The 20,590-nt window shown below is 43.2% G+C and carries 15 protein-coding genes and 1 pseudogene; 2 read left to right on the plus strand and 14 right to left on the minus strand.

All coding sequences use genetic code 11. From position 1 onward, the window contains the following. Positions 1–22: 22 nt before the first annotated feature. The 5 genes from G5B06_RS12200 to G5B06_RS12220 form a co-directional block, all read right to left on the minus strand. Positions 23–649, minus strand: a complete 627-nt coding sequence (locus G5B06_RS12200) for a response regulator transcription factor (protein WP_173762027.1) — start codon at positions 647–649, stop codon at positions 23–25. Next, positions 597–1,940, minus strand: a complete 1,344-nt coding sequence (locus G5B06_RS12205) for an ATP-binding protein (protein ID WP_244094564.1) — start codon at positions 1,938–1,940, stop codon at positions 597–599. Before G5B06_RS12205 ends, G5B06_RS12200 begins: the two co-directional genes overlap by 53 nt. Continuing rightward, positions 1,937–3,610 carry a histidine kinase N-terminal 7TM domain-containing protein gene (locus tag G5B06_RS12210; protein ID WP_173772165.1) on the minus strand — a complete coding sequence of 558 codons (1,674 nt, stop codon included), beginning with the start codon at positions 3,608–3,610 and terminating at the stop codon, positions 1,937–1,939. The genes G5B06_RS12205 and G5B06_RS12210 overlap by 4 nt, the downstream gene beginning before the upstream one ends. A 146-nt stretch (positions 3,611–3,756) precedes the next feature. Beyond that, on the minus strand, positions 3,757–4,611 hold the full coding sequence (locus G5B06_RS12215; RefSeq protein WP_173772166.1) for a DUF4428 domain-containing protein: 855 nt from the start codon (positions 4,609–4,611) through the stop codon (positions 3,757–3,759). 386 nt (positions 4,612–4,997) lie between these two features. Continuing rightward, positions 4,998–5,312, minus strand: a complete 315-nt coding sequence (locus G5B06_RS12220; protein WP_118061858.1) for a hypothetical protein — start codon at positions 5,310–5,312, stop codon at positions 4,998–5,000. Positions 5,313–5,410: 98 nt separating this feature from the next. Between G5B06_RS12220 and G5B06_RS12225 the strand changes: the two genes are divergently transcribed. After that, on the plus strand, positions 5,411–5,989 hold the full coding sequence (locus G5B06_RS12225) for a TetR/AcrR family transcriptional regulator (RefSeq protein WP_118061857.1): 579 nt from the start codon (positions 5,411–5,413) through the stop codon (positions 5,987–5,989). Between the two features lie 62 nt (positions 5,990–6,051). Here the strand turns inward: G5B06_RS12225 and G5B06_RS12230 are convergent, their stop codons facing one another. From G5B06_RS12230 to G5B06_RS19630, 9 genes and pseudogenes are all read right to left on the minus strand, one after another. Beyond that, the gene (locus G5B06_RS12230) at positions 6,052–7,596 is read right to left on the minus strand and encodes an AMP-dependent synthetase/ligase (protein ID WP_173772167.1); all 1,545 of its coding nucleotides are present in this window, start codon (positions 7,594–7,596) and stop codon (positions 6,052–6,054) included. Between the two features lie 43 nt (positions 7,597–7,639). After that, positions 7,640–7,870, minus strand: a complete 231-nt coding sequence (locus G5B06_RS12235) for an acyl carrier protein (RefSeq protein WP_117688436.1) — start codon at positions 7,868–7,870, stop codon at positions 7,640–7,642. A gap of 27 nt (positions 7,871–7,897) precedes the next feature. Then, positions 7,898–9,286 (minus strand): condensation domain-containing protein, encoded by a 1,389-nt coding sequence (locus G5B06_RS12240; protein WP_118071811.1) that lies wholly within the window; start codon positions 9,284–9,286, stop codon positions 7,898–7,900. Between the two features lie 239 nt (positions 9,287–9,525). Beyond that, positions 9,526–10,494, minus strand: a complete 969-nt coding sequence (locus tag G5B06_RS12245) for an alpha/beta hydrolase (protein WP_118061855.1) — start codon at positions 10,492–10,494, stop codon at positions 9,526–9,528. A 24-nt stretch (positions 10,495–10,518) separates the two neighbouring features. After that, positions 10,519–10,650: a helix-turn-helix domain-containing protein gene (locus tag G5B06_RS12250; RefSeq protein ID WP_118071794.1), complete on the minus strand. Its 132-nt coding sequence runs from the start codon at positions 10,648–10,650 to the stop codon at positions 10,519–10,521. Between the two features lie 68 nt (positions 10,651–10,718). Then, positions 10,719–12,446 carry a S8 family peptidase gene (locus tag G5B06_RS12255; protein ID WP_173772169.1) on the minus strand — a complete coding sequence of 576 codons (1,728 nt, stop codon included), beginning with the start codon at positions 12,444–12,446 and terminating at the stop codon, positions 10,719–10,721. A gap of 26 nt (positions 12,447–12,472) precedes the next feature. Beyond that, complete coding sequence (locus G5B06_RS12260; RefSeq protein WP_173762021.1) at positions 12,473–15,241, minus strand: alpha-L-rhamnosidase; 2,769 nt, start codon at positions 15,239–15,241, stop codon at positions 12,473–12,475. Between the two features lie 73 nt (positions 15,242–15,314). Continuing rightward, a complete protein-coding gene (locus G5B06_RS12265) occupies positions 15,315–16,703 on the minus strand; it encodes an MFS transporter (RefSeq protein WP_173772170.1) in 1,389 nt (462 codons plus the stop codon). A gap of 11 nt (positions 16,704–16,714) precedes the next feature. Further along, positions 16,715–19,006, minus strand: a pseudogene (locus G5B06_RS19630) (glycoside hydrolase family 3 C-terminal domain-containing protein). Positions 19,007–19,221: 215 nt separating this feature from the next. Here G5B06_RS19630 and G5B06_RS12275 point away from each other — a divergent pair. Further along, complete coding sequence (locus G5B06_RS12275; RefSeq protein ID WP_173762018.1) at positions 19,222–20,424, plus strand: helix-turn-helix domain-containing protein; 1,203 nt, start codon at positions 19,222–19,224, stop codon at positions 20,422–20,424. The last annotated feature ends 166 nt before the right edge of the window (positions 20,425–20,590 follow it).

A 20,590-nucleotide genomic window follows, 5' to 3' on the forward strand; every position in this document is an offset into this window, starting at 1 on the left:
GTTTCTGCATTCTGTGGATCTTCTATTTCAGTGTGGTTACGATCAGTTTACTTTCCAGTGCAGCTGCTATCAGATCCTCTTTACAGCTGTATCCCGCCTTGGCGATCATTTCCTGAAAATTCCATCTTACCCCTGAAGCAGAGCAGTCCATTTTCCTTGCGATCTCGGAATATGACATCCCGTGAATGTACAGGCGCAGCATCTCCAGCTGTCTGGGACTGATATCACCGCTTGTGATCCAGTTAAGTTCCACCTCCGGTGCCACATCCGGAAATACATGCTCCCCATTTAACGTTCTGTAGATCACACTCCGTATTTCCTCTTCCCCGTGATCCTTATACCAGAGACTGTCTGCGCATCCGCTCTTTGCCCTTTCCAGCACCCTGGGATCGATCAGCGAAGTAACGACCAATACCTTTGTATATGGATATTTTTCCCTGATGATCTTTCCGGCACTCAGCCCATCATGATTATGAAATGTCTGCACATCCATAAGCACAAGATCAATTGCCGAGTAAGAGCAGATCTTTACAGCTTCACAGGCATCCGAAACTGTCTGAACATGTCGGAATTCCGGTTCCCGCATAATAATACTTTCAAAATACTTCTGCATGATCCTCTGATCTTCTACTATCAGTATCCGTACCATAGACTCCCATCCTTTCTGACAGCGGCATTTTTAACACCAGACAAAACTCCGGTGAAAAAGAAACCTGCATAATACATTTCTCTGACTCCGCAGCTTTTCTCAGTGCAGACAGACCACCACCTTCTTCTGCATTTTTTTCAGGTGCATCTCCATCATTCGTTATCCGGATGCTGTATTCATTTGCACCTTTTTCTATCTTCACCAGAACTGTACTTCCATGGGCATGTCTGGCACAATTTGTCACACATTCACGGATCGCTCTGTCTGTCAGTAGCCTGTAGGAGGGATGCTGAGGGAAATTTCCGCTGATCTGAACATAAATTCCAAGTTCTTCTGCATGCCTGATCGTATCCGCGCATAATTCTTCCATATTCTCAACAGAAGAATCTGTAAGAATATAGACCAGATGCTTTAGTGCAGATAGCTGTTCATCCATTTTATCCTGATTTTCTTTTCTTTCCAATATCCTGCGTATTGACAGAAGGCTTCGGCCAAAATTGTCATGAACCTGCATTTTCATGGCAAGTGTCTCCTGCTCTCTTATTTTATCTCCGATTTTTTCATACATTTCCTCCAGCTTATGATTCAGGATTTCCAGCTTTTCATTATTTGCTCTGATCTTTTCACCATTGTAATAAATTTCTGATACATTAACTGCCACTGTCTGCAGATATCCTGCACAATCCGGCTCCTGCAGACGATATTCCTGAAACATCCAGACGGAATCATCCGGAAAATAAAATACATTACTGTCACTGTTTAATCTGCGAAGTCCCTCTGCTTCGGATCCTCCATTTATTACTTTCCGCAATGCCTCATAATCCTGCAGATATGAGCCTGTCATTATCCTGCTCAGTTCATGCATCTTGGTGTTGCATAAAACGATCCTTCCAAGAGGATCCGAAAAACACACCCCACAAGGAACATCATCAACAGCTTCATTCACAGACCAGTAAGACAGAGAATGATGATATCTGCGTCTCTCTCTCCAGATTGCCCAGCAAAGATAAAGCAACAATACCACCATCGCTGCCATCAAAACACTGACCGGACACATCCGGAGCATTAACTGATATGCGCTTTCCCCCTGGCAATATCTGTGATCGTTCATCAGGAACCCCATAAGCATAAAAGAAACTGCAAAAACAGTCACTGCTGTTATAATTTTCTTTTTCCCGTAAAAACAGGTTATCCTGATCAACAGAAGGATCAATTCCAGAATCAGGCAGATTTCAAGAAGGATCATCAAAAAATCCTGCATTGCCATACTGCATTCCGCAAAATCAGTCATCTTCCGCCTCTCTTTCTGAATACGATACATCCGATAAACCATTCGTTTTCATCTTCCTGCTGCACATTTAATTCCGGTCTTTCTGACATTAATCCCCGAAGATCTGCTTCTGCTACAATATGAACCGAGATCCGCAAAGCATCATCGATCTGCGACACACGGTAAAAAACAGACTGCATTGTATCAAACAATCGTTCCACAAGCCATTCAAAGGTATCATAGCATTTTAGTATATCATCTGCATTCAGCTGCACTTCACCATTTTCGACATAATAAGCCGCCCGGATCTTACATAATTTTAAGCTGTCACAGGATTCCGCAAGACTCTGTCTGAGATCCTCCATTGTAAGCAGATTTCCGTCTGATGCATATTGTGTCAATACCAGATTTTTTCTTCTTTTTAAATATGTACCAACAACCACGATTTTTCCCAGGATCCGGTCATAGTGTTCCTGTTCCCTTGACTCCGTTCTTTCCAGCTCATCCATCAGCTGTGACAGCAATTCCAGCTGCCCGGCTGTCTGATTCTGTATCATGTTCAGCAGTCGGTTCTGTTCTTCTGTTTTTCTCCGCTCAGCTTCTTTCTGATAGGTTTTCTGCAGCAGACGATTTCTGGCAGTCAGCTCCTCCTGCTGTTCCCGGATATCCTGATACTGATCCAGAAGCACCGAAATATCTTCTGACCAGAACAAATGTCCTCCTCTTATAGGAATATGGTTGATCCGGATTCCCTGTTCCTGTACAGCTGATCTGTTTATTACAATTTTACGCAGTTCCGGTGACAGCTCAGGAAAATCACCGGAATGATAATATCGCTGAAAGGAATCATCCGTAATCTCTGCATCCAGTCCTCCGGAGGTCTGGAATAATTCAAAATATCGATTGTTCGTCTGTATCAGGCCGCATAATATACATCCCTGGTAAATTGCCGCCATCAAAAGACAGCATACCGCTGTCATATCTCCGGCAATTGTTTTGATCAGAGGCAAACGGAGTAAATTCCCGATATTCCATCCCAGAAACAATATTCCCGGAATAACCGGCAGCCAAAATTGCTTTCTTCCCGGAATCCTGCTTTTTCTGATCAGCATAATTTCCATCCATATCAGGCAAAATATGATCCATCCCTGGATCACTATAAAAAGAATACCATAGCTGTAATCTCTATCTGAAAGCGGCGGTCGCCCGGAAAACCGAAACACCAGCTGATGCAGATCATTTGTAAAAACACTGATGATCAAAACCACCGCAAAAGCAAGCAAGGCAATAATTTTTCTGACTGTTTTCTCTCCATCCTTTTCCCCTAGAAACATCGCTGCTGCCAGTCCAAGGACCGGGATCAGGATCATCGGAATATAATACAGATACCAGCAGATATGTTCTCCAAGCGGATCATGAAAAATATGAAATTTTACTGTCCGTACAAAAAACCAGAAGACCATCAGACAGCCAATTGCAGTCAGACATCTGCGCGTTTTTCTATGCACTACATGCTTTTCCAGATAAATCACCCAGGCACAATACATTCCCAGATAAATACAGTTACGACACTGATCTGCGAGATTTCTCATAAAAACATTTTCCGGTCTTCCCAGCCTGCAGAAATACGCCAGAAATACACTTATCAGGATTCCTCCATACGACAGTGCCCTTTTTTTATTGTATGTCATGAAAATTCCTCTCTCATTGATACACCTCTGTGATAAGTATACTATAAAGCTATATTTTATTATATAGTTTTCAGAGAAACCCTCCATTCTCAATCCCTGTTATCACAAACAGAGTGAACAATTCTGTCCACTCTGTCTATCATCACTCAAAATGGTCTTGGCTGGCCACAGTATTCGCAGAACCTTCCGGTATTCTCTGCACCGCACTGACATTTCCACAAACCGCCGGGCTGCTGCATTCCGTTGTCCATATTCATCCCAGGCTGCTGCATTCCATTGTTCATGTACATCCCGGACTGCTGCATTCCGTTATTCATCTGCATTCCAGATTGCTGCATTCTGCTGTTCATCTGCATCCCAGGCTGCTGCATTCCGTTATTCATCTGCATCCCGGGCTGCTGCATTCCAGCCGCATTTGGTGTCAGAGCGGCTATGATCTGATGACCTGTCTGCTCCACTTCCATCAATTCGCTTCTGTTATCGCTGCTTATGGAAAAAGTATTCAGACGAAAATCCATATCATCAAACCATGGAGTTTTTACTTTAATACGCATAGTATAATCAAATTCATACTTATATACCGGTGGCTGATAGCTTACGGTTTCTCCATCCTTTGTTGTATATGTTTCCTCGTTCTGCTGTCGTTCCACATCAACTCTACACTGCACAACAGCGGATAAAGGAACTATGTCCGGATTTTCATTGACATCCAGCTTCCGTGCAACAGTAAAATTCCCCTTATTATCATCAATAAAAACATTATAATTTCTGGTATTGATCTGACGGGTTATACAAAAATCCATTACGGCTTTTTTGTTTTTTTCACGATATTCCAGTTGACGTTTTATATCCTCTACCGTACTGTGCCGCCGGTCTTCAAACCATGGTGACAATTTTTTTGCACAATCCTTACACAGATTTCCGTCATCCAGTTTTCTGTTGCCTAATAAACCTATTTTCTCTCCGCAGATATCACAGACCTTCTTATCAAATAATCCCATACCCAATCCTCCTTCTTTTTATAGTTGTGTTTTTGTTTATCTACATTATGCGTGAATGCTTCAATATTTGCACTAGCATCTCTGACAGTAACTGGATTCATCTTCATATTCAATGTCAGGATCACAAGGCTCGTATCTGAAAATCCTGTCCGTTTCTATATATTCAGGATATGCCGTATGGGATACTCTCTGCCAGACACAACCGTCCCGAGGATGTCAAGTAAAAACCACAAAGTTTTTACTATTTTTTTTGCGTTTTTTTCCCATAAAACCGTTGTTTTCATACAGAGGACGTTTCATTAAGGTTACAAAAATACAGGGGTGGACGTTATATAAATGCTATAGACTTTCATATAGTGGATGTTGTATAAAGACTACAAAATCTATTATTTCAATTCTTTCCAACACATCTCTATCCTTCCATCATCATGCATATAAATGGCTTTTACATATTTTTGAAGCACTTCCGGTGTCAACTTTTCAAATCCCATAAATTCAATCATCTGATCAACCGGTATGTTTTTCTTCAACAATATTTCTTTCTCATCACCGATTAGATTTTCAACTTCTTGAATACGTTTCTGTAAATTTAGTTTCTCTTTTTCCAGTTGAGTTTTGGTTGAAGCGAACTGATCTCGAGTAATTTCCCCATTTCGATATTCTTCATACCCCTGAAGGTTCTGAGTTTTTATTTGCTCCAATCGCTTTTCACATTCCGCTTTTTCTTTACTATATAAAGAAATGGATTTGTGTTATACTTTATTCAAGAATGCTGATAAGCTATGGGAGGGAAGCGACTATGCAAAATCCAGTTCCTGACGAAAGATATTCTGTGGCAGATGAAGCCATCCTGGGCGCTTTTTTTAAACTAATAAAGAAAAAAACTCCTGACCAGATCACTGTATCCGATATCACAAAAACAGCTGGTATCGCGAGAAGCACTTTTTATAATCATTATCAGGACATCCCCTCTCTTGTATCTGCTGTTGAAGAAAAGACGATCCATGATGTTTTCTCCATAATGGAAAAATTTCATCCTGAAAATGACCGCGATATCTGTCAGTCCTATTTTTTGACGATCTGCCGCTATACAATGGAAAATCCTTTTCTTTCCAGTCTTCTGAGTACACCTCACGGGAATGATCTATTCGAAAAAATGCTGACTATGCTTCATCACTATGTCACCGCTACTACCTCCAGTGCCAGACCCGGCAGACATACAAAAGAGGAAATATCTTACGTGATCACCTGTGCGATCGGCAGTACGATCGGTGTCCTTCACAAATGGACAAGGGATAATTTTGATCTTGCACCAGAAGTAATTGCAGGAATTCTGACTCAGATTTTCCTGTCTGGCATGCTGCCTCTTTTATCCTGAGTGTCCTGCATATAAACAGCATAGCAAAACCCGTCTGAGCAATTCACTCAAACGGGTTTTTATTATGCCTGTGGCTCATCGATCAGGACATCCTGTCTCCTGATTTTCTTTGTCGTGCTGCGTATAAACGGATTTTTCCGGATCACCAGACCTGTAATACGACGGTAGGTCGGCTGATTTTTATTGTATTCATCCAGAAATTCCTGAAGCTGTGAACGAATCATCTCCGTATCCAGTGCCTTTGCCTCCACAACTGCCTGTTCCGGATAAATTCGGGCTGTAAGACCATTGTCCTCACCTGTTACAATAACTTCACCCACAAGCGGATTCAGTGCAAGCTTGTTCTCGATTTCTTCCGGAGATACATTTTCTCCATTGGATAGAATGATCAGATTTTTCACCCGGCCATTAATAAAGAGATATCCATCTTCATCCATATAACCCTTGTCGCCAGTATGCAGCCAGCCATCTTTCAGTGTTTCAGCTGTCTCGTCCGGCATCTGATAATACCCTTTCATAACACTTGTGCCTTTTACCAGAATCTCACCATTTTCAAATCTTATCTCCACATTCTCAAGTGGTCTTCCAATAGAACCCGGCTTATGATTTTCCGGCGTATTATTACTGATAACAGGAGAACATTCCGACATGCCATATCCTTCCAGAATCTGAACACCATACTCTGCAAAACGATCAATATAGTACGGATCCAGATGTGCGCCACCGGTAAAAATCGTCTGCAGTTTTCCACCGAAAACTTTTTCTGCAAGAACTGCCTTCGGGATTTGTGGATCAGCTGCTGCCAGTCTCTTATAAATTGTTTCAATCATCATCGGAACCATGAGCATGATATCGGGTTTAAAAATGCTCATATTTCTGACCATATGAAGCAGAGAGTCATTAATACAGATAGTTGCTCCCTGAGAAAAACCTTTCAGCCAGTCCATGACAAGACAGAATGCATGATGGATTGGAAGTACACTGAGCATGGCAGTTCCGGGTTCTGCTGAAATCTTAACTGCCTCAACATTAGATGCCAGATTATTCTGTGTCAGCATAACCCCTTTGCTCTTTCCTGTCGTTCCGGACGTAAAGATAATCGTCGCAATATCTTCTGCTGACTGGCAGGAAGCATCTGCTGATGCGTTAATTCCTGTGTTTCTCAGCTCATTGATACTGTACACGCCTGAAGGTACATCCTCCACCTCTTCCTGAAGCATCCATACTTTCTGGAGTTTCGGACAGTTTGCAAGGAACGCTTCCAGATAAGGTCTGTGTTTCGGACTTAAGAAGAGTGCTTCAGAATCGGATCGGTTTATCAGATCGATCAGTTCTTCACATGGGAGTGCTGCGTCCAGCGGCACCGCTGTAATACATCCTGTAATAATTCCCAGATAACTTTCGATCCATTCTACAGAACTGGTTCCGATCAATGCAATATGCTTTCCTGCAAAGTCTTCTGCAAGAAGTCCTTTTCTGGTGGAAATCACGTTTCTCAATATTTCGCTGTAACTTCTCTCCAGAACTTCTTTCCTGTTAAGCCATTTTACTGCTTTGACTTCGCCAAATTTCTGTACACTTTCTTCTAATATATCCTTGATCAGCATGTTTTTCTCCTCCTTCACTTTTCTGCGGACAACAGCTTCATTCTTACTGAAGCTCCTCCAGAAGCTTAAGCGCCTCTTCAAGAGTTGTAATTTGGGTCACTTCGGTTTCCTCAAGTTCAATGTCAAAGGTATCCTCAAGCTCTCCCAGAAAAGACATGAAATCCAGAGAAGTGAATCCCAGATCCTCACGGAATCTCATTTTCCCCGTCATCTCCTCCGGTTTCACTTTGCTGTACTGCGCTACAATATTTTTAAATTCCATTTCCTGATTCATTCCATTTCCTCCTCGTATTTTTGATTTCTATACCTGTTCCATAATCTCTCCGATGCTCATATCCGGCTCTGCGATCCCCTTAAAAAGAATACGCATCATATAATAATAAAGCAGTTCCATGTCATGCTCTTCCAGATGAGCAGTCTGATAATGATAGGAGAAGTTCATGCCGCCATCCTCAGTATGAGATACGGTCAGATACATTTTTTTGGTTGCGGCACCATTTGCAAACCATTTGGCATGCTGACGAACAGTCCCAAGCATTTCATTCTCCACCTTCACCGGCATTGGCTGATAGGTCAGATAGCAGCTTTCATAGCTGGTATGCTCCGGTGTATGGTATCTCTTTCTCATCTCATCCACGATAAGTGTCGGATCGTAATTGCTGTGCATATAAATTCGATTCTGCATATTCTGGATTTCATAAGCTGCCGAAAGAAAATCTGTCTCCGGTGAGATCACTGTTCTGCACGGAAACATAATGGTTCTGCTTCCCCCTGAAGTCCATTCGTCATGGGTAGAACGTCTGGATATAAAATTCTGGATCGTAATATCTTCCTGTCCGTTATTTACTTTTGACAGATAAGTACGAATACCAAGCAGAAGCAGATTCGTCATGGAAAGTTGATGATTCATACAGAAATCCATCAGGTTCTGTGTCGCATACGGTTCCAGATGATAATCCTTTACTGCAACAAACAGCTCGTTCATTTCAATATCAGAAGCACGAAGCTTTGGATCTCCATGACGTTTTCTTGCTCCCTCCAGTACAGACGGTCCCTGTATATCAGAATATAACGGCTCACCCAGTGCATCCAGCTGGTCATCCCAGAATTTTTTGTCTTTTGCAAAACGCTTTTCATTGCCCGCTTTTGCAAGATCTTTTTTCAGGACCGTCTCAAAATCAACCAGTTCCTGTGGGCAGGCTGTTCCATATCTGTAATGCGTATATAATTGGAACAGGTCTTCAATCATAACTACAAGCCCACAGGAATCGATCAGTCTGTGATCCATATGTAAAAAGAAACCATTGTATCCTTCCGGAAGCTTCAACATAATAAATTCACACATCGGGATATTATCTCCGTCAAATGTTTCATAAGCCCACTGCTGCATCAGCTCATCTGCCTTTGCCAGACTTTCCATTCCCGACAGATCCTTCAGCTCAATATCTCGCGAATCCTGCTTCTCTATATACTGTTTTACATTTCCATCTTTATCCGGCTTTGTAAAACGGACTCTGGTACAGCCTGAACGCTCTGTTTCCATCTGAATACATTTTTTTAATAATCCAAAATCCAGTTCTGCCTGTACAGAAGCCACAACACTTACACCGGATACCTGCTGTGTACCATAATCCATGATCCAGTTATGATGCATCTTCTGAGCTGCCGTCAAAGGATAATAATTTCTCATATAATAGATAACCTCCATTGTCCCGTTTTTCTTCTTTATCCGAGACAGAAAACATTGTATATATGCTTCAGGTGAAAAAATATCATATCTTCTCAGGAAATACCAGTACCCCCAGGACTTAATGAACACTTTACAAAAAAATGACCGGGACTTATCATACATTTAACATAACAGTTCAAAGGTGTATTTCTGCTATGTACTATGTCTGATAAATCCCGGTCAGGATTTTTTATGTCCGTTTAATCGTATTTCTCAAAGAATTCCATCATCTTGCGCTGATACAGTTCCGGATCCACATAGGCACTGCACAGATGCCGTGCTCCCGGTATGATCACCAGTTCCTTCTCTGCCCTGCAGAGCATATAATTCTGAAAAGAGTTATTCGGATACACATAGGTGTCCTTTTCTCCATGGAAAAAGAGAACCGGTCTTGTATTTTTTTTCATAGCTTCGGCAGTATCTGCATCTTTCATATGAAATCCTGCCAGAAGAGAACAGAACCAGTCCAGTTCCATCAGAAGCAGTGGAATATGATGCAAATGGAACCAGTTAGCTGCCATATCACGCATCTGTCCTTCCATAGACTGAAAACCACAGTCCGCGATCAGGCCTTTTACCTCCGCCGGGAGTGTATGTCCTGCTGCCATCAGTACAGCAGCCGCCCCCATGGACTGTCCATACAGATAAATTGGAAGCTTCTCTTTGTTTCGTTCAGATACATAGACTGCCCATTGCTGCACATCCCATTGTTCTTTTGCTCCAAAAGTAATATATTTTCCCTCGCTGTCGCCGCAGCAGCGATGTTCTATAAACAGGACATCACACTGATGTTCATGCAGATATTTTGCCATGAATGACAATGTGCCAAAACGGCTGCCACGATATCCATGGCTTAATATGACAATCCGTTTTGCATATTCTGTCGGCAGGTATAATGCATGCAGTTTTAATCCGTCAATGCTTTTGATATAACAGTTCTGCATCTTCTGTTCAAGGCACCAGGCCTTACTCTCATTATATTCTCTTGCATAACCATTCCTGGGATGATTTTCCCTGATATGAGACAGTTCAAACCATTTCTTTCTTTCCTTTTTGTGCTCTCCTCTTTTGCAGCAGACCACCATATTAAAAAAACGCCATCCCACCTCCAGTGATCCCAGAAAGACAGCCAGCAGTATTGCAAATGGCTTAATTAATTTTTTCTTCATCACGATTTCCCCGCAGTCCACATTTTAGAATAAGAATCCTGGCATTTTTCTTGTTCCCCTTTCCCATTCTGTTACAATTCTGTAGGGAATTTCAAAGTACTCACAAAATTCTTTTCTGTTCATTCCTGTGCTTTCGCGTAATTCTTTTATTTCCATATTTATTCTGCCTCTACATACACACATGGTGTATATATCATAGCATATTTTTCTATAAATACAATATTTTAATCTGGCAGACTACTTTCCAAACAGAGTCGTCCCCATCCCACCTCCACATTCGGATATTCCTCATACCCGCCCACACGCTGTGCACCTTTCCGCAGGTATGCCTTTACCTTTTCTCCGTAAAGAAACGGATCATTTCCTTTCACGATTCCCCACTCCATAAGCAGAGCTGCGCTTCCGCTGACAAAGGGTGCCGCAAAGGAGGTTCCGGTAACAGTGGCGTAGCTTCCACCGGGAACCGGGGCGGTGATGGATACGCCGGGAGCTGCGAGGTCAGGCTTCCGGATCGGCAGGAACTGACTTCCCCTTCCGGAAAAATCTGCGTAGGCATTCTGTCTGGAATCATAAGCTCCAACAGAAATAACTTTTCCGGCAGTGGAAGGAATCGTCAAAGTTCCCACAGCCCGCGGAGAATAAAACCCAGTTCCGCGATTCAGTACATTTCCACCCGGCAGCCAGAGGAAATACTGTCCGGAGCGCACACGTTTTCCACTTAAAAGAACTTTCCAGACACCGCTGTCCACATAATTACCCACAGGAATGAAATCTATGTAGATTTCCTGGGACAGCTGATAGGGACCGGGTTTTCCATAATAGATCAGAAGCTCTGTATTTTCCAGCAGGTGCCGCTGAGGACCCAGCCTTTCATATAATGGACCGATCCGTTCTCCGGACGGACTTTCCAGATAAATTTCCATCTCATCTTCATAATCCTTCCATAACTGTACATTTAATGTGGGCTCAAAAGCTCCCACCGCCAACTGGATCTCTTCTGTTTTCCCCTGCTGCAGGATTCCTCCTGCATGCCAGGGCTGGCTGCCGTTATTTCCGGTTCCTGTAACGATCACAGTCCGCCCCATGGCCGCAACTGTATCAATATAGTTTTCCAGAAGGGAATCCCCTCTGTGTGAACCATAATTATTCCCAAAGCTGATGTTTATGACCATCGGTTTTCTCATCTTCACTGCCTGCCGTATCAGGTAATCAATACCCTCCATCAGCTCCGTTGTCCGCGGAAATGAATTTTCCCGTGGATTTCCCATTTTTACCACCAGAAGATCACTTCTATACGCAACGCCTCGATTCACTCCATCCGATGCTCTCCCGTTTCCTGCTGCTATTCCAAGAACTGCTGTTCCATGTCCGCTGAAATCTCCAGACGGAACAAGGCGCCTGCCTTCGGTTTCCCCGAGTGCAAGCGCCTCATCAATTTCTTCCTTCGTATATTCAGTTCCTGATACATAGTTTTCCGGTGGATTTCCAGCTACACTCTGATCCCACAGTCGCAGGATCCGGGTACTGCCATCCTCGTTTCTGAAATCCGGATGGAAATAGTCCACTCCGGAATCCACAATGCCCACCAAAATCCCTTCGCCGGTTAAGCCATCGACTCCATTCTGCACCGGCAAAATGCAGCTTGCTTCCCGCTCTTCAAAGGTCTCAAAGTAGAGTCTCTTGGGCTTTTCTATAAACTCGATCTGCTCTCTGCCTGAGTATGCAGCAATTTCCGATTCCGGCAATGTCACTACTGCATAGCTGCCAAGCAGCGGGACCACCTGAATCCTCTCACCACCAAGTCCGCTTTCCGGGCCACTGTACTTCACGATCACATCCCACAGCCTGGTGGTGGGATCATACCCCACATTCAGATTTTCCGATTTCTCCCGCTCATGTGGCAGGGCATTCATGGCAAGATTAAGAAGATTCTCTAATTTCTGGTCTGGCATAAGGCTTTCATTTCCATTGATACATTTTATTTATTATATGCATAGCTTTCAATTAAAGAACCAGCTTCTGCTTCCTTCTGATTCAGTGCATTCACAACTGCCTCATAAAGCGGTTTCGCCTGCGGTGCAGCCCCCAGCAGCTCTGCCAGTGTCATTCCATAAGCAAACTGGATCATCGGTCCCTCCAGCATTCCCGGTGCCATCTGGTTGAACAGTTCTACTGCCAGCGGTTCTGCCACGATCTCACCAAGGGTGCTGTCCATACTGAAACGCTCTACTGCAAGACATGTCTCTGTTGCATATTCGTAATCATATACACCGGAACCAACTTCAAGTATTTCTTCTTTCTCCGGAAGTACGATCACAGCTGTAGTGTTTGCCGGTACTTCTACATGCACATGGATCTTTCCATTTTTGCAGGATGTCTTTGCCACGATCTTTCCGTAAACGGATTCAAATTCTGTAGCCCACTCTTCAATGCCTTTCACAAACATGGGTTTTACCTGGAATTTCTTATATCCCGGCTCTAACTGGGATAAACCGGCAACCTTGCGATACATCCAGTCTCCGATGGAACCATATGCGTAATGGTTCAGGGAGTTCATACCGGATTCATCAAAGGTTCCATCCGGTTTGATGGAATTCCAGCGCTCCCAGATCGTCGTTGCTCCCATATTTACTGCGTAGAGCCATGATGGATAATCTTCCTTCATGAAGAGAGTTGCCGCCATCTCGTGCTCTCCGTTTTCAGAAAGTGTATGGCAGATATATGGTGTGCCGACAAAACCTGTAGCCAGATGATTTTTGTGGTTTGCAATATTCGTAAGCAGCGTATTTAAAATGCGTTTTCTGTCTTTTTCTCTTGCAAGATCAAAATACAGGGAAAGGATCGCTCCTGTCTGTGTCTCACTTACGATACGGCCTGTCTCTGTATAATATTCTCTCTGGAATGCATCCAGGGTTTTTTCGTACAGATCCGCATATTCTTTTGCTTCTTCTGACTTACCAAGCACCTCCGCTGTTTTCTTTACAAGATCTGTCACATACAGATAGTATGCGTTTGCGATCATATACTTATCTGTTGCTCCGGTTCTGTCTGCACTCTCTTCTTTATCCAGAGCAAGCCAGTCTCCATACTGGAAACCACTCTGCCAGAGACCGCTCTCTTCACAGTTGTTTTTGATATAGTCTACCCATTCATGCATACATTTCCAGTTCTCTTCCAGGATACCTTTATCGCCATAGATCTGATAGACAACCCACGGAACGATAACTGCTACATCACTCCATGCAGAAGCACTGTACTGTCCCAGGATATCCGGCACAACATGGGGCACTCCTTTTTCCAGTGAAGATTCTGCTGCCACATCACGCATCCATTTTGTGTAGAATAATGCTGTATTTCTATTAAATGCTGCTGTCCAGGAAAATACCTGTGCATCTCCTGTCCATCCAAGACGCTCATCTCTCTGCGGGCAATCCGTCGGGATATCAAGGAAGTTATCTCTCTGGCTCCATGTAATATTGCTCTGCAACTGATTTACCTTCTGATCAGAGCAGGTAAAATCTCCTGTTTTTTCCATATCCGAATGTGTCACACAGGCAACAAATTGATCTGCCGTAAATTCTTCCAGTCCTTCCACACAGATATAGCGGAATCCATGGAATGTGAAATGCGGACGGAAGATCTGCTCTTCTCCGCTGCAGATAAAGGTGTCGATGGATTTTGCCTGGCGAAGTGTCTCCGGGTAAAAGTTTCCGTCTTTATCCAGAACCTCTGCATGACGGATCACGATCTTCTGACCTTTCTCGCCTTTCACATGCAGCTCAACAACACCTGTGATGATCTGTCCGAAATCAACCAGTCTTTCACCCTTTGGTGTCACGATCAGCTCTTTGCCGGCAATCTTCTCTGTGATGCGGACAGGCTCATTTTCCTGTGCAGTCAGAACAGCTTTGTCAAAATCTTTGACAACAACGTTTCCTTCTGTGATCTCCGGTGCATCCGTGTCGATGGTCTCTCCCATATAGATTTCGCTGTAACGGATCTCTCCGGTCTTTACAGACCATGTTTCATCGGTAGCGATCACATCCTTACTTCCATCTTCATATTCCACATGAAGCTCTGCAAATGCTCCCACCTGTGTTCCATACTGATCTGGCATACAATAGAAGCCAAGGATTCCTTTATACCAGCCGTTTCCAACTGTGATTTCAATTTTGTTTTCTGTATCAAGCAGCTCTGTCACATCATAGATCTGATACTGAAGACGGTTGTGATAGCTTGTCCAGCCCGGTGCCATACGGTAGTCTCCTACAGTCTGTCCGTTCAGGGTCGCCTCATATACGCCATGTGCTGTTGCATACAGACGGGCTTTCTTTACCTTTTTATCCAGTGCAAATGTCTTTCCAAATACCGGGCAGGCAGTCTCCTCTTCCGGGAAATCACCTGTGATCATCTGTGCTTTAAATTCTGTATTGTCAAAAATTCCTGTCTCAAACGTACCTTCAACAGATTCTGTATTTCCGTGATTGTCTGCAACAGATACCTGCACAGTATACATCGTTTCTGAGACCAGTGCTTCACCTTCATAAGGGATCAGAACAGACTGATCTGACACTTTTTTTCCACTGTTCCATACAAGCTTTCCATTTTCATCTGCTACATGAATTTCATATGCAGTCTGTAAAGTATCCTTCTCCTGTGATTCCATTTTCCATGAGAATCTTGGTGCTTCAGCAGTTAATCCAACAGGGTTTACCCGATATTCGGTTCTTAAATCATATAATCTCATTTCATTTCCTCCAATTAATAAATCCACAAAAGGACAGAACCTTATTGTAAGTCCCGTCCTTTAGTCTCAGTATTTAGTTTGCCTTTTCTCTTTTCTGCAGTTCTGCCATGATCTCAGGATATCTCTTCTCAAGGTCATTCTTCATAAGACAGATAAACATGATCACAAAGATCGCAAGCGGGATATAGATGGAAAATGCAAAGATTGCCATATCAACGGAGCCAGGCTGAGTTGCCAGAGATGCTTTGTATCCTGCAGCTGCCAACAGCCATCCGATCAGAGATGCTCCGATACCGGATCCGATCTTCATTCCGAAAGAGTTGGCACTGTTTGTCATACCTACGATGCGTTTTCCGAATTTGTAGTCATTATATTCCACACAGTTATTTACCATTGCTCCAAACAGACACATCATAGGGATGTTGGCAAAGGTAGTTACAACTCCACCTGCAATACAGGTTGCAATGCTGTACGGTGTAAAAACTCTTACCAGGCAGGCTGCTGCTCCAAGCACACAGGAAATCTTACATGTTTTTGTCATTCCAAACTTGGAAGTCAGAGGACCTGTCAAAATAAATCCAAGGAATGTAGGAACCAGTCCCACTGCTCCCAGAAGTGCTACGATATTGTCATTTCCAAGAATGTATTTTGCATAGTATGTTCCACCGGATGTAGTTAAGCTGTAAGAAATATTTATCAGAAACTGAAGTACAAGCATAATAACCCAGTACTTGTTTTTGAAAAGCATTTTGATAGCTTCCACAAACGGTACATCATCATCTTCACTTTTTTCTACGATCTGCACGTTTTCTTTTGATACTTTATAAAGAATCATCAATGAAAGCATGGAGATGAGACCAAAGACCACAGCTACCTTGATCCATGCACTCTGTGTTCCGCCAAGCATATTTGTGATAGGGATAAGAAGGATGGCAATTACCATTCCTGCAATGTATCCGAATGCTGTACGGAAGATTCCCATTTTACCACGCTCTTCAAAGCTTTCCGTACGGATAGCCATCAGGGCACCATAAGGGATCGCTACTGCTGTATATACGATCGCTGTGATCAGTACGTTCGTGATCAGTACATAGGCCGTCTGAAAACCACTTCCTATATTTTTAGGTACAGTAAACAGTAAAATAATAGCTACAAGTGCCGGGATTGCCATTCTTAAAAACCACGGACGACATTTTCCCTTTGGTGATCTGCCTGCATCCATGATCTTTCCCATTGCAAGATCTGAAAATGCATCAAAGATCTTTGCGATCAGAAGCATGGTGGCAACCATTCCTGCTGCAAGGCCTACCTTTTCGGTATAAAAGTAAGTCAGCTGTCCCACAAGGCTGCTCATGATATTCAGCGGCAGCTGTCCGATACCATCTCCAAGATAATCCGTTAATCTCATTGACTTCTGGATTCCCATGGAATCCAGACCAAGTTCCTTCTTTGTCCTTCCCATTCTTTCTCTCCTTAAGCGTTTAAAGCATCAACCATCTGTTCCAGCATTTCTCTTTTAATTCCGGGAACGAAGCTTAACAGCTGACGAAGGGGCATTCCTTCCATCATCGCTGCCATCATTTCCTGATTCACAGCTCCTGATGTATCATTCTCCTGTGCTTCTGCCATATCTTTTGCTGCATCATTCTGTGCCATTCCCTGCATGAAAGGTCCCATCACAGCCTGTGCCTTCGGATCGCGCATCAGCTCTCCAAGACAGGTATTTAATGAATAGGTCTTTGGAAGTTCTTTCGTAGTATGTACTGTGATCTCTTCACCTTTGCACATCTGATCTGCATTTTCACCGATCATCACTTTATAAGTTCCTTCCTCTGCATACCAGTCATGGATCAATGTATTCCAGTAAGCGAATGCTCTCTCATCCAGTGTAAATGTAACTGTCTTCTCTTCTCCTGCTTCCAGGAAAATCTTTTCGAATCCTTTCAGTTCTCTGACCGGACGGATGACTTCTGTCTCAGGTGCTTCTACATAAAGCTGAACTACTGTTTTACCTGCACGGTTTCCGGTATTCTTTACCTTGACGCTTACTTCTAAAGTATCTTTATCAGACATTTCTTTTTTATCAAGCTGAAAATCACTGTATTCAAAGGTTGTGTAGGATAATCCGTAACCAAACGGGAATGCTGTTTTCATTTTTCTGGAGGTGTAATAGCGATAGCCTACAAACACACCTTCCTGATAATCAGCATTGTCAAAGCCTTTTCCGTAAGTCAGATAGCAAGGGGTATCTTCCAGACGAAGAGGGAAGGTTTCAGCCAGGCGTCCGCATGGATTTTTTTTGCCTGCGAGGATCTCTGCCGTTGCTCTTCCAACTGCCTCTCCTCCAAGATATGCCTCAAGGATACCCTCTACCTGATCCTTCCATGGCATAAGTACAGCAGAACCGTTGTGAAGGACAACTACCACATGCTTCTGCACTTCAAGGATCTTCTGTACAAGTTCATTCTGGCAGTTCGGAAGCTCCATATGCTTTCTGTCATAGCCTTCTGATTCGAAGTTGTCCGGAAGTCCCAGGAACAGAACTGCAACGTCAGCATCAGCCGCTGTTCTGACTGCTTCATCCTGAAGGTCTTTTACAACCTCATCTTTTTCATCCTGATAGCCTTCTGCAAAGGTTACATTTGCAAGCTCCGGAATTGTTTTTACAGCTTCCAGTGCGGATTCCACCTTCCAGCTGTTGATATGAGAGCTTCAGCCGCCCTGATATCTCGGTTCTCTGGCATATTTTCCGATAAAAGCGATCTTTTTTTCTGCATTCAGAGGAAGGATATGGTTATCATTTTTCAGGAGTACCATACATTCCGCTGCGATATCGGCTGCTGCCTTGTGATCCTTTTCATATTCGAATACAGCGTTTTCATCACGGTTCTCTGTATAACGGAAAATCACATCCAGGATTCTCTCGCATGCCAGATCCACAGTCTTTTCATCAAGCTTACCTTCCTGAACAGCCTTTACGATCAGTCTGTCATTTTCGTAATCCCCCGGAGGCATCTCCAGATCCAGTCCTGCTGACAGTGAAGAAACCCTGTCGTTGACCGCACCCCAGTCGGAAACCACATATCCGTCAAATCCCCATTCCTCTCTGAGGATATCTGTCAGGTATTCCTTGCTGTCTCCGACAAATTTTCCATTGATGCGGTTATAGGAGCTCATGACAGTCCATGGCTTTGATTTTTTCACAGCCCCCTCAAAGGATGCCAGATAGATTTCTCTTAATGTCCGCTCATCCATATCCGAGGAATTTGTCATCCGTCGTTTTTCCTGATTGTTTGCCGCAAAGTGTTTTACGCTTGTTCCCACATGCTTACTCTGCACACCTTCGATCATTGCAGCTGCCATTTCTGCAGACACAAATGGATCCTCTGAATAATACTCGAAATTTCTTCCGCATAATGGGGAACGTTTGATGTTCATTGCCGGTCCCAGGATCGTGCTGACATTCATTGCCTGGCATTCCTGGCCAAGGATTTCTCCCTGTCTGCGGATCAGATCTCGGTCAAAGCTGGATGCAGTTGCACAGCCGGCCGGGAAGCAGACTGCCTTCTCGCTCTCATTGATTCCAAGATGATCGGCTTCTTCTGCCTGTTTTCTGATTCCGTGAGGTCCGTCTGTTACCATCACCTGGGGAATTCCAAGGCGTTCGATCCCCTTAAGATGCCAGAAGTCGGCTCCGGAACACATTCCTGCTTTTTCTTCCAATGTCATCCGGGAGATCAGTTCCTGGATTTTCTCTTTCTTCATGCTATTACCTCCGTTTATTACGATGCTGTATGTATGATTTCGTTCTGTCCGGTCTTATCTTTATCGTGATTTTATAATAGCCTGAAGCAGCATATATTTATTTCATATTTAAACTATTTTTTATATTTTTATACTTTTATTGAGTGTTTTTTTATTGACTTATATGCGAAAATTAACTACGATGGAGTATATAAATGCATGATATGGGGGTTGTTATGAAGGATTCATATAATCTGATAGATTTTATTAAAATATATTATCTGGATTCCAACATTCCGATGTATCTTTTTGAAGGTGGAAACTGTATCTTTTGTATGCCGGAGCAGACGAATCTCACATATCCCCCGGAGAAATATACAGCGGAACTTCTGGATCAGGAAAAAAGAATTTCATACTGCACCACGAAATATGGCATTTTTTTCTGTTCATTAAAGATAGATCATCTGAAAAACGGAGCTCTTATTTTTGGACCTGTGACTAATATTCCGTACACGGAATCTGACCTGCAGCAATTATACAGGGATTACACAGTTCCGAATAATGATCGTACGGACTTTAACAGCTTTCTCCGCCAGATTCCCTGTCTTTCCATGAATTCCTTATTAAAAAAATGTCTGTTCCTTAATTATTGTATCCATGAAGAATTACTGACTCTTGAGCATCTGACAGCTTCAGAGTCGGACGCTTCTATGCAGATATCGCTGACAGACGCTTCCTTACTGGAGGAAACCTACCAGACCAAGGAGAACGAACAGCATAATCAGACTTATGCAATTGAAGAACAGATCTTACGACTTGTACGGACCGGTAACTATCGGGGATTTAAAAATATTGAATTCAGTGACAGCAATTATCATCTCGGTATTACCGGCTCTACTGCGCTTCGTCAGCTTAGGAATGACATAATCATTACCACTACCATCTGCACCAGGGCTGCAATAGAGGGTGGCCTGGATTATGACAGCGCTTATAAGCTTTCCGATTATTTTATCCAGTCCTCAGAGAGGCTGAACAGCATTGAGAGACTGTATGACCTTCTGTCAAAAATCGGATATTCTTTTGCGGAAAAAGTAGCAAATTCAAAAGCACCCGTCTCCACAGACGAATGCATTCAGAAAGCGATCCGTTACATTCAGCAAAACACAAACCAGCATCTTACGGTAGGTGATGTTGCAGCCTATGTAGGATTCAGCAAATCCTATTTCTCTTCTTATTTTAAAAAGACTCTTGGTTTTTCCGTCAGCGCATTTATTTTGCGCTGTAAACTGGAGGAAGGTAAGGAATTGCTGCAATATACCAACAAATCCATCAGTACGATCAGCACCTTTTTATGCTTTTCCAGCCAAAGTCACTTTCAGACTGCTTTTAAGAAGCAATTTGGAATGACTCCCAATGAATGCAGGCGCATGGGGTCATAAATCGTCTCTAGTACATCGTTTCGTAAATAACTATACCAATCGCGTAGGATGCGGATTCGAGTGTGCTGGTATAAAAACGCAGGCGTAGCGGGCTACGCTGAGGCTTTTAGACCTGTGCAATCGGATTCGCAGACAAGTGAGTGGTATAGTTATTTCGAAAACGATG

This window comes from Blautia luti (assembly GCF_013304735.1).
GTDB lineage: Bacteria > Bacillota > Clostridia > Lachnospirales > Lachnospiraceae > Blautia_A.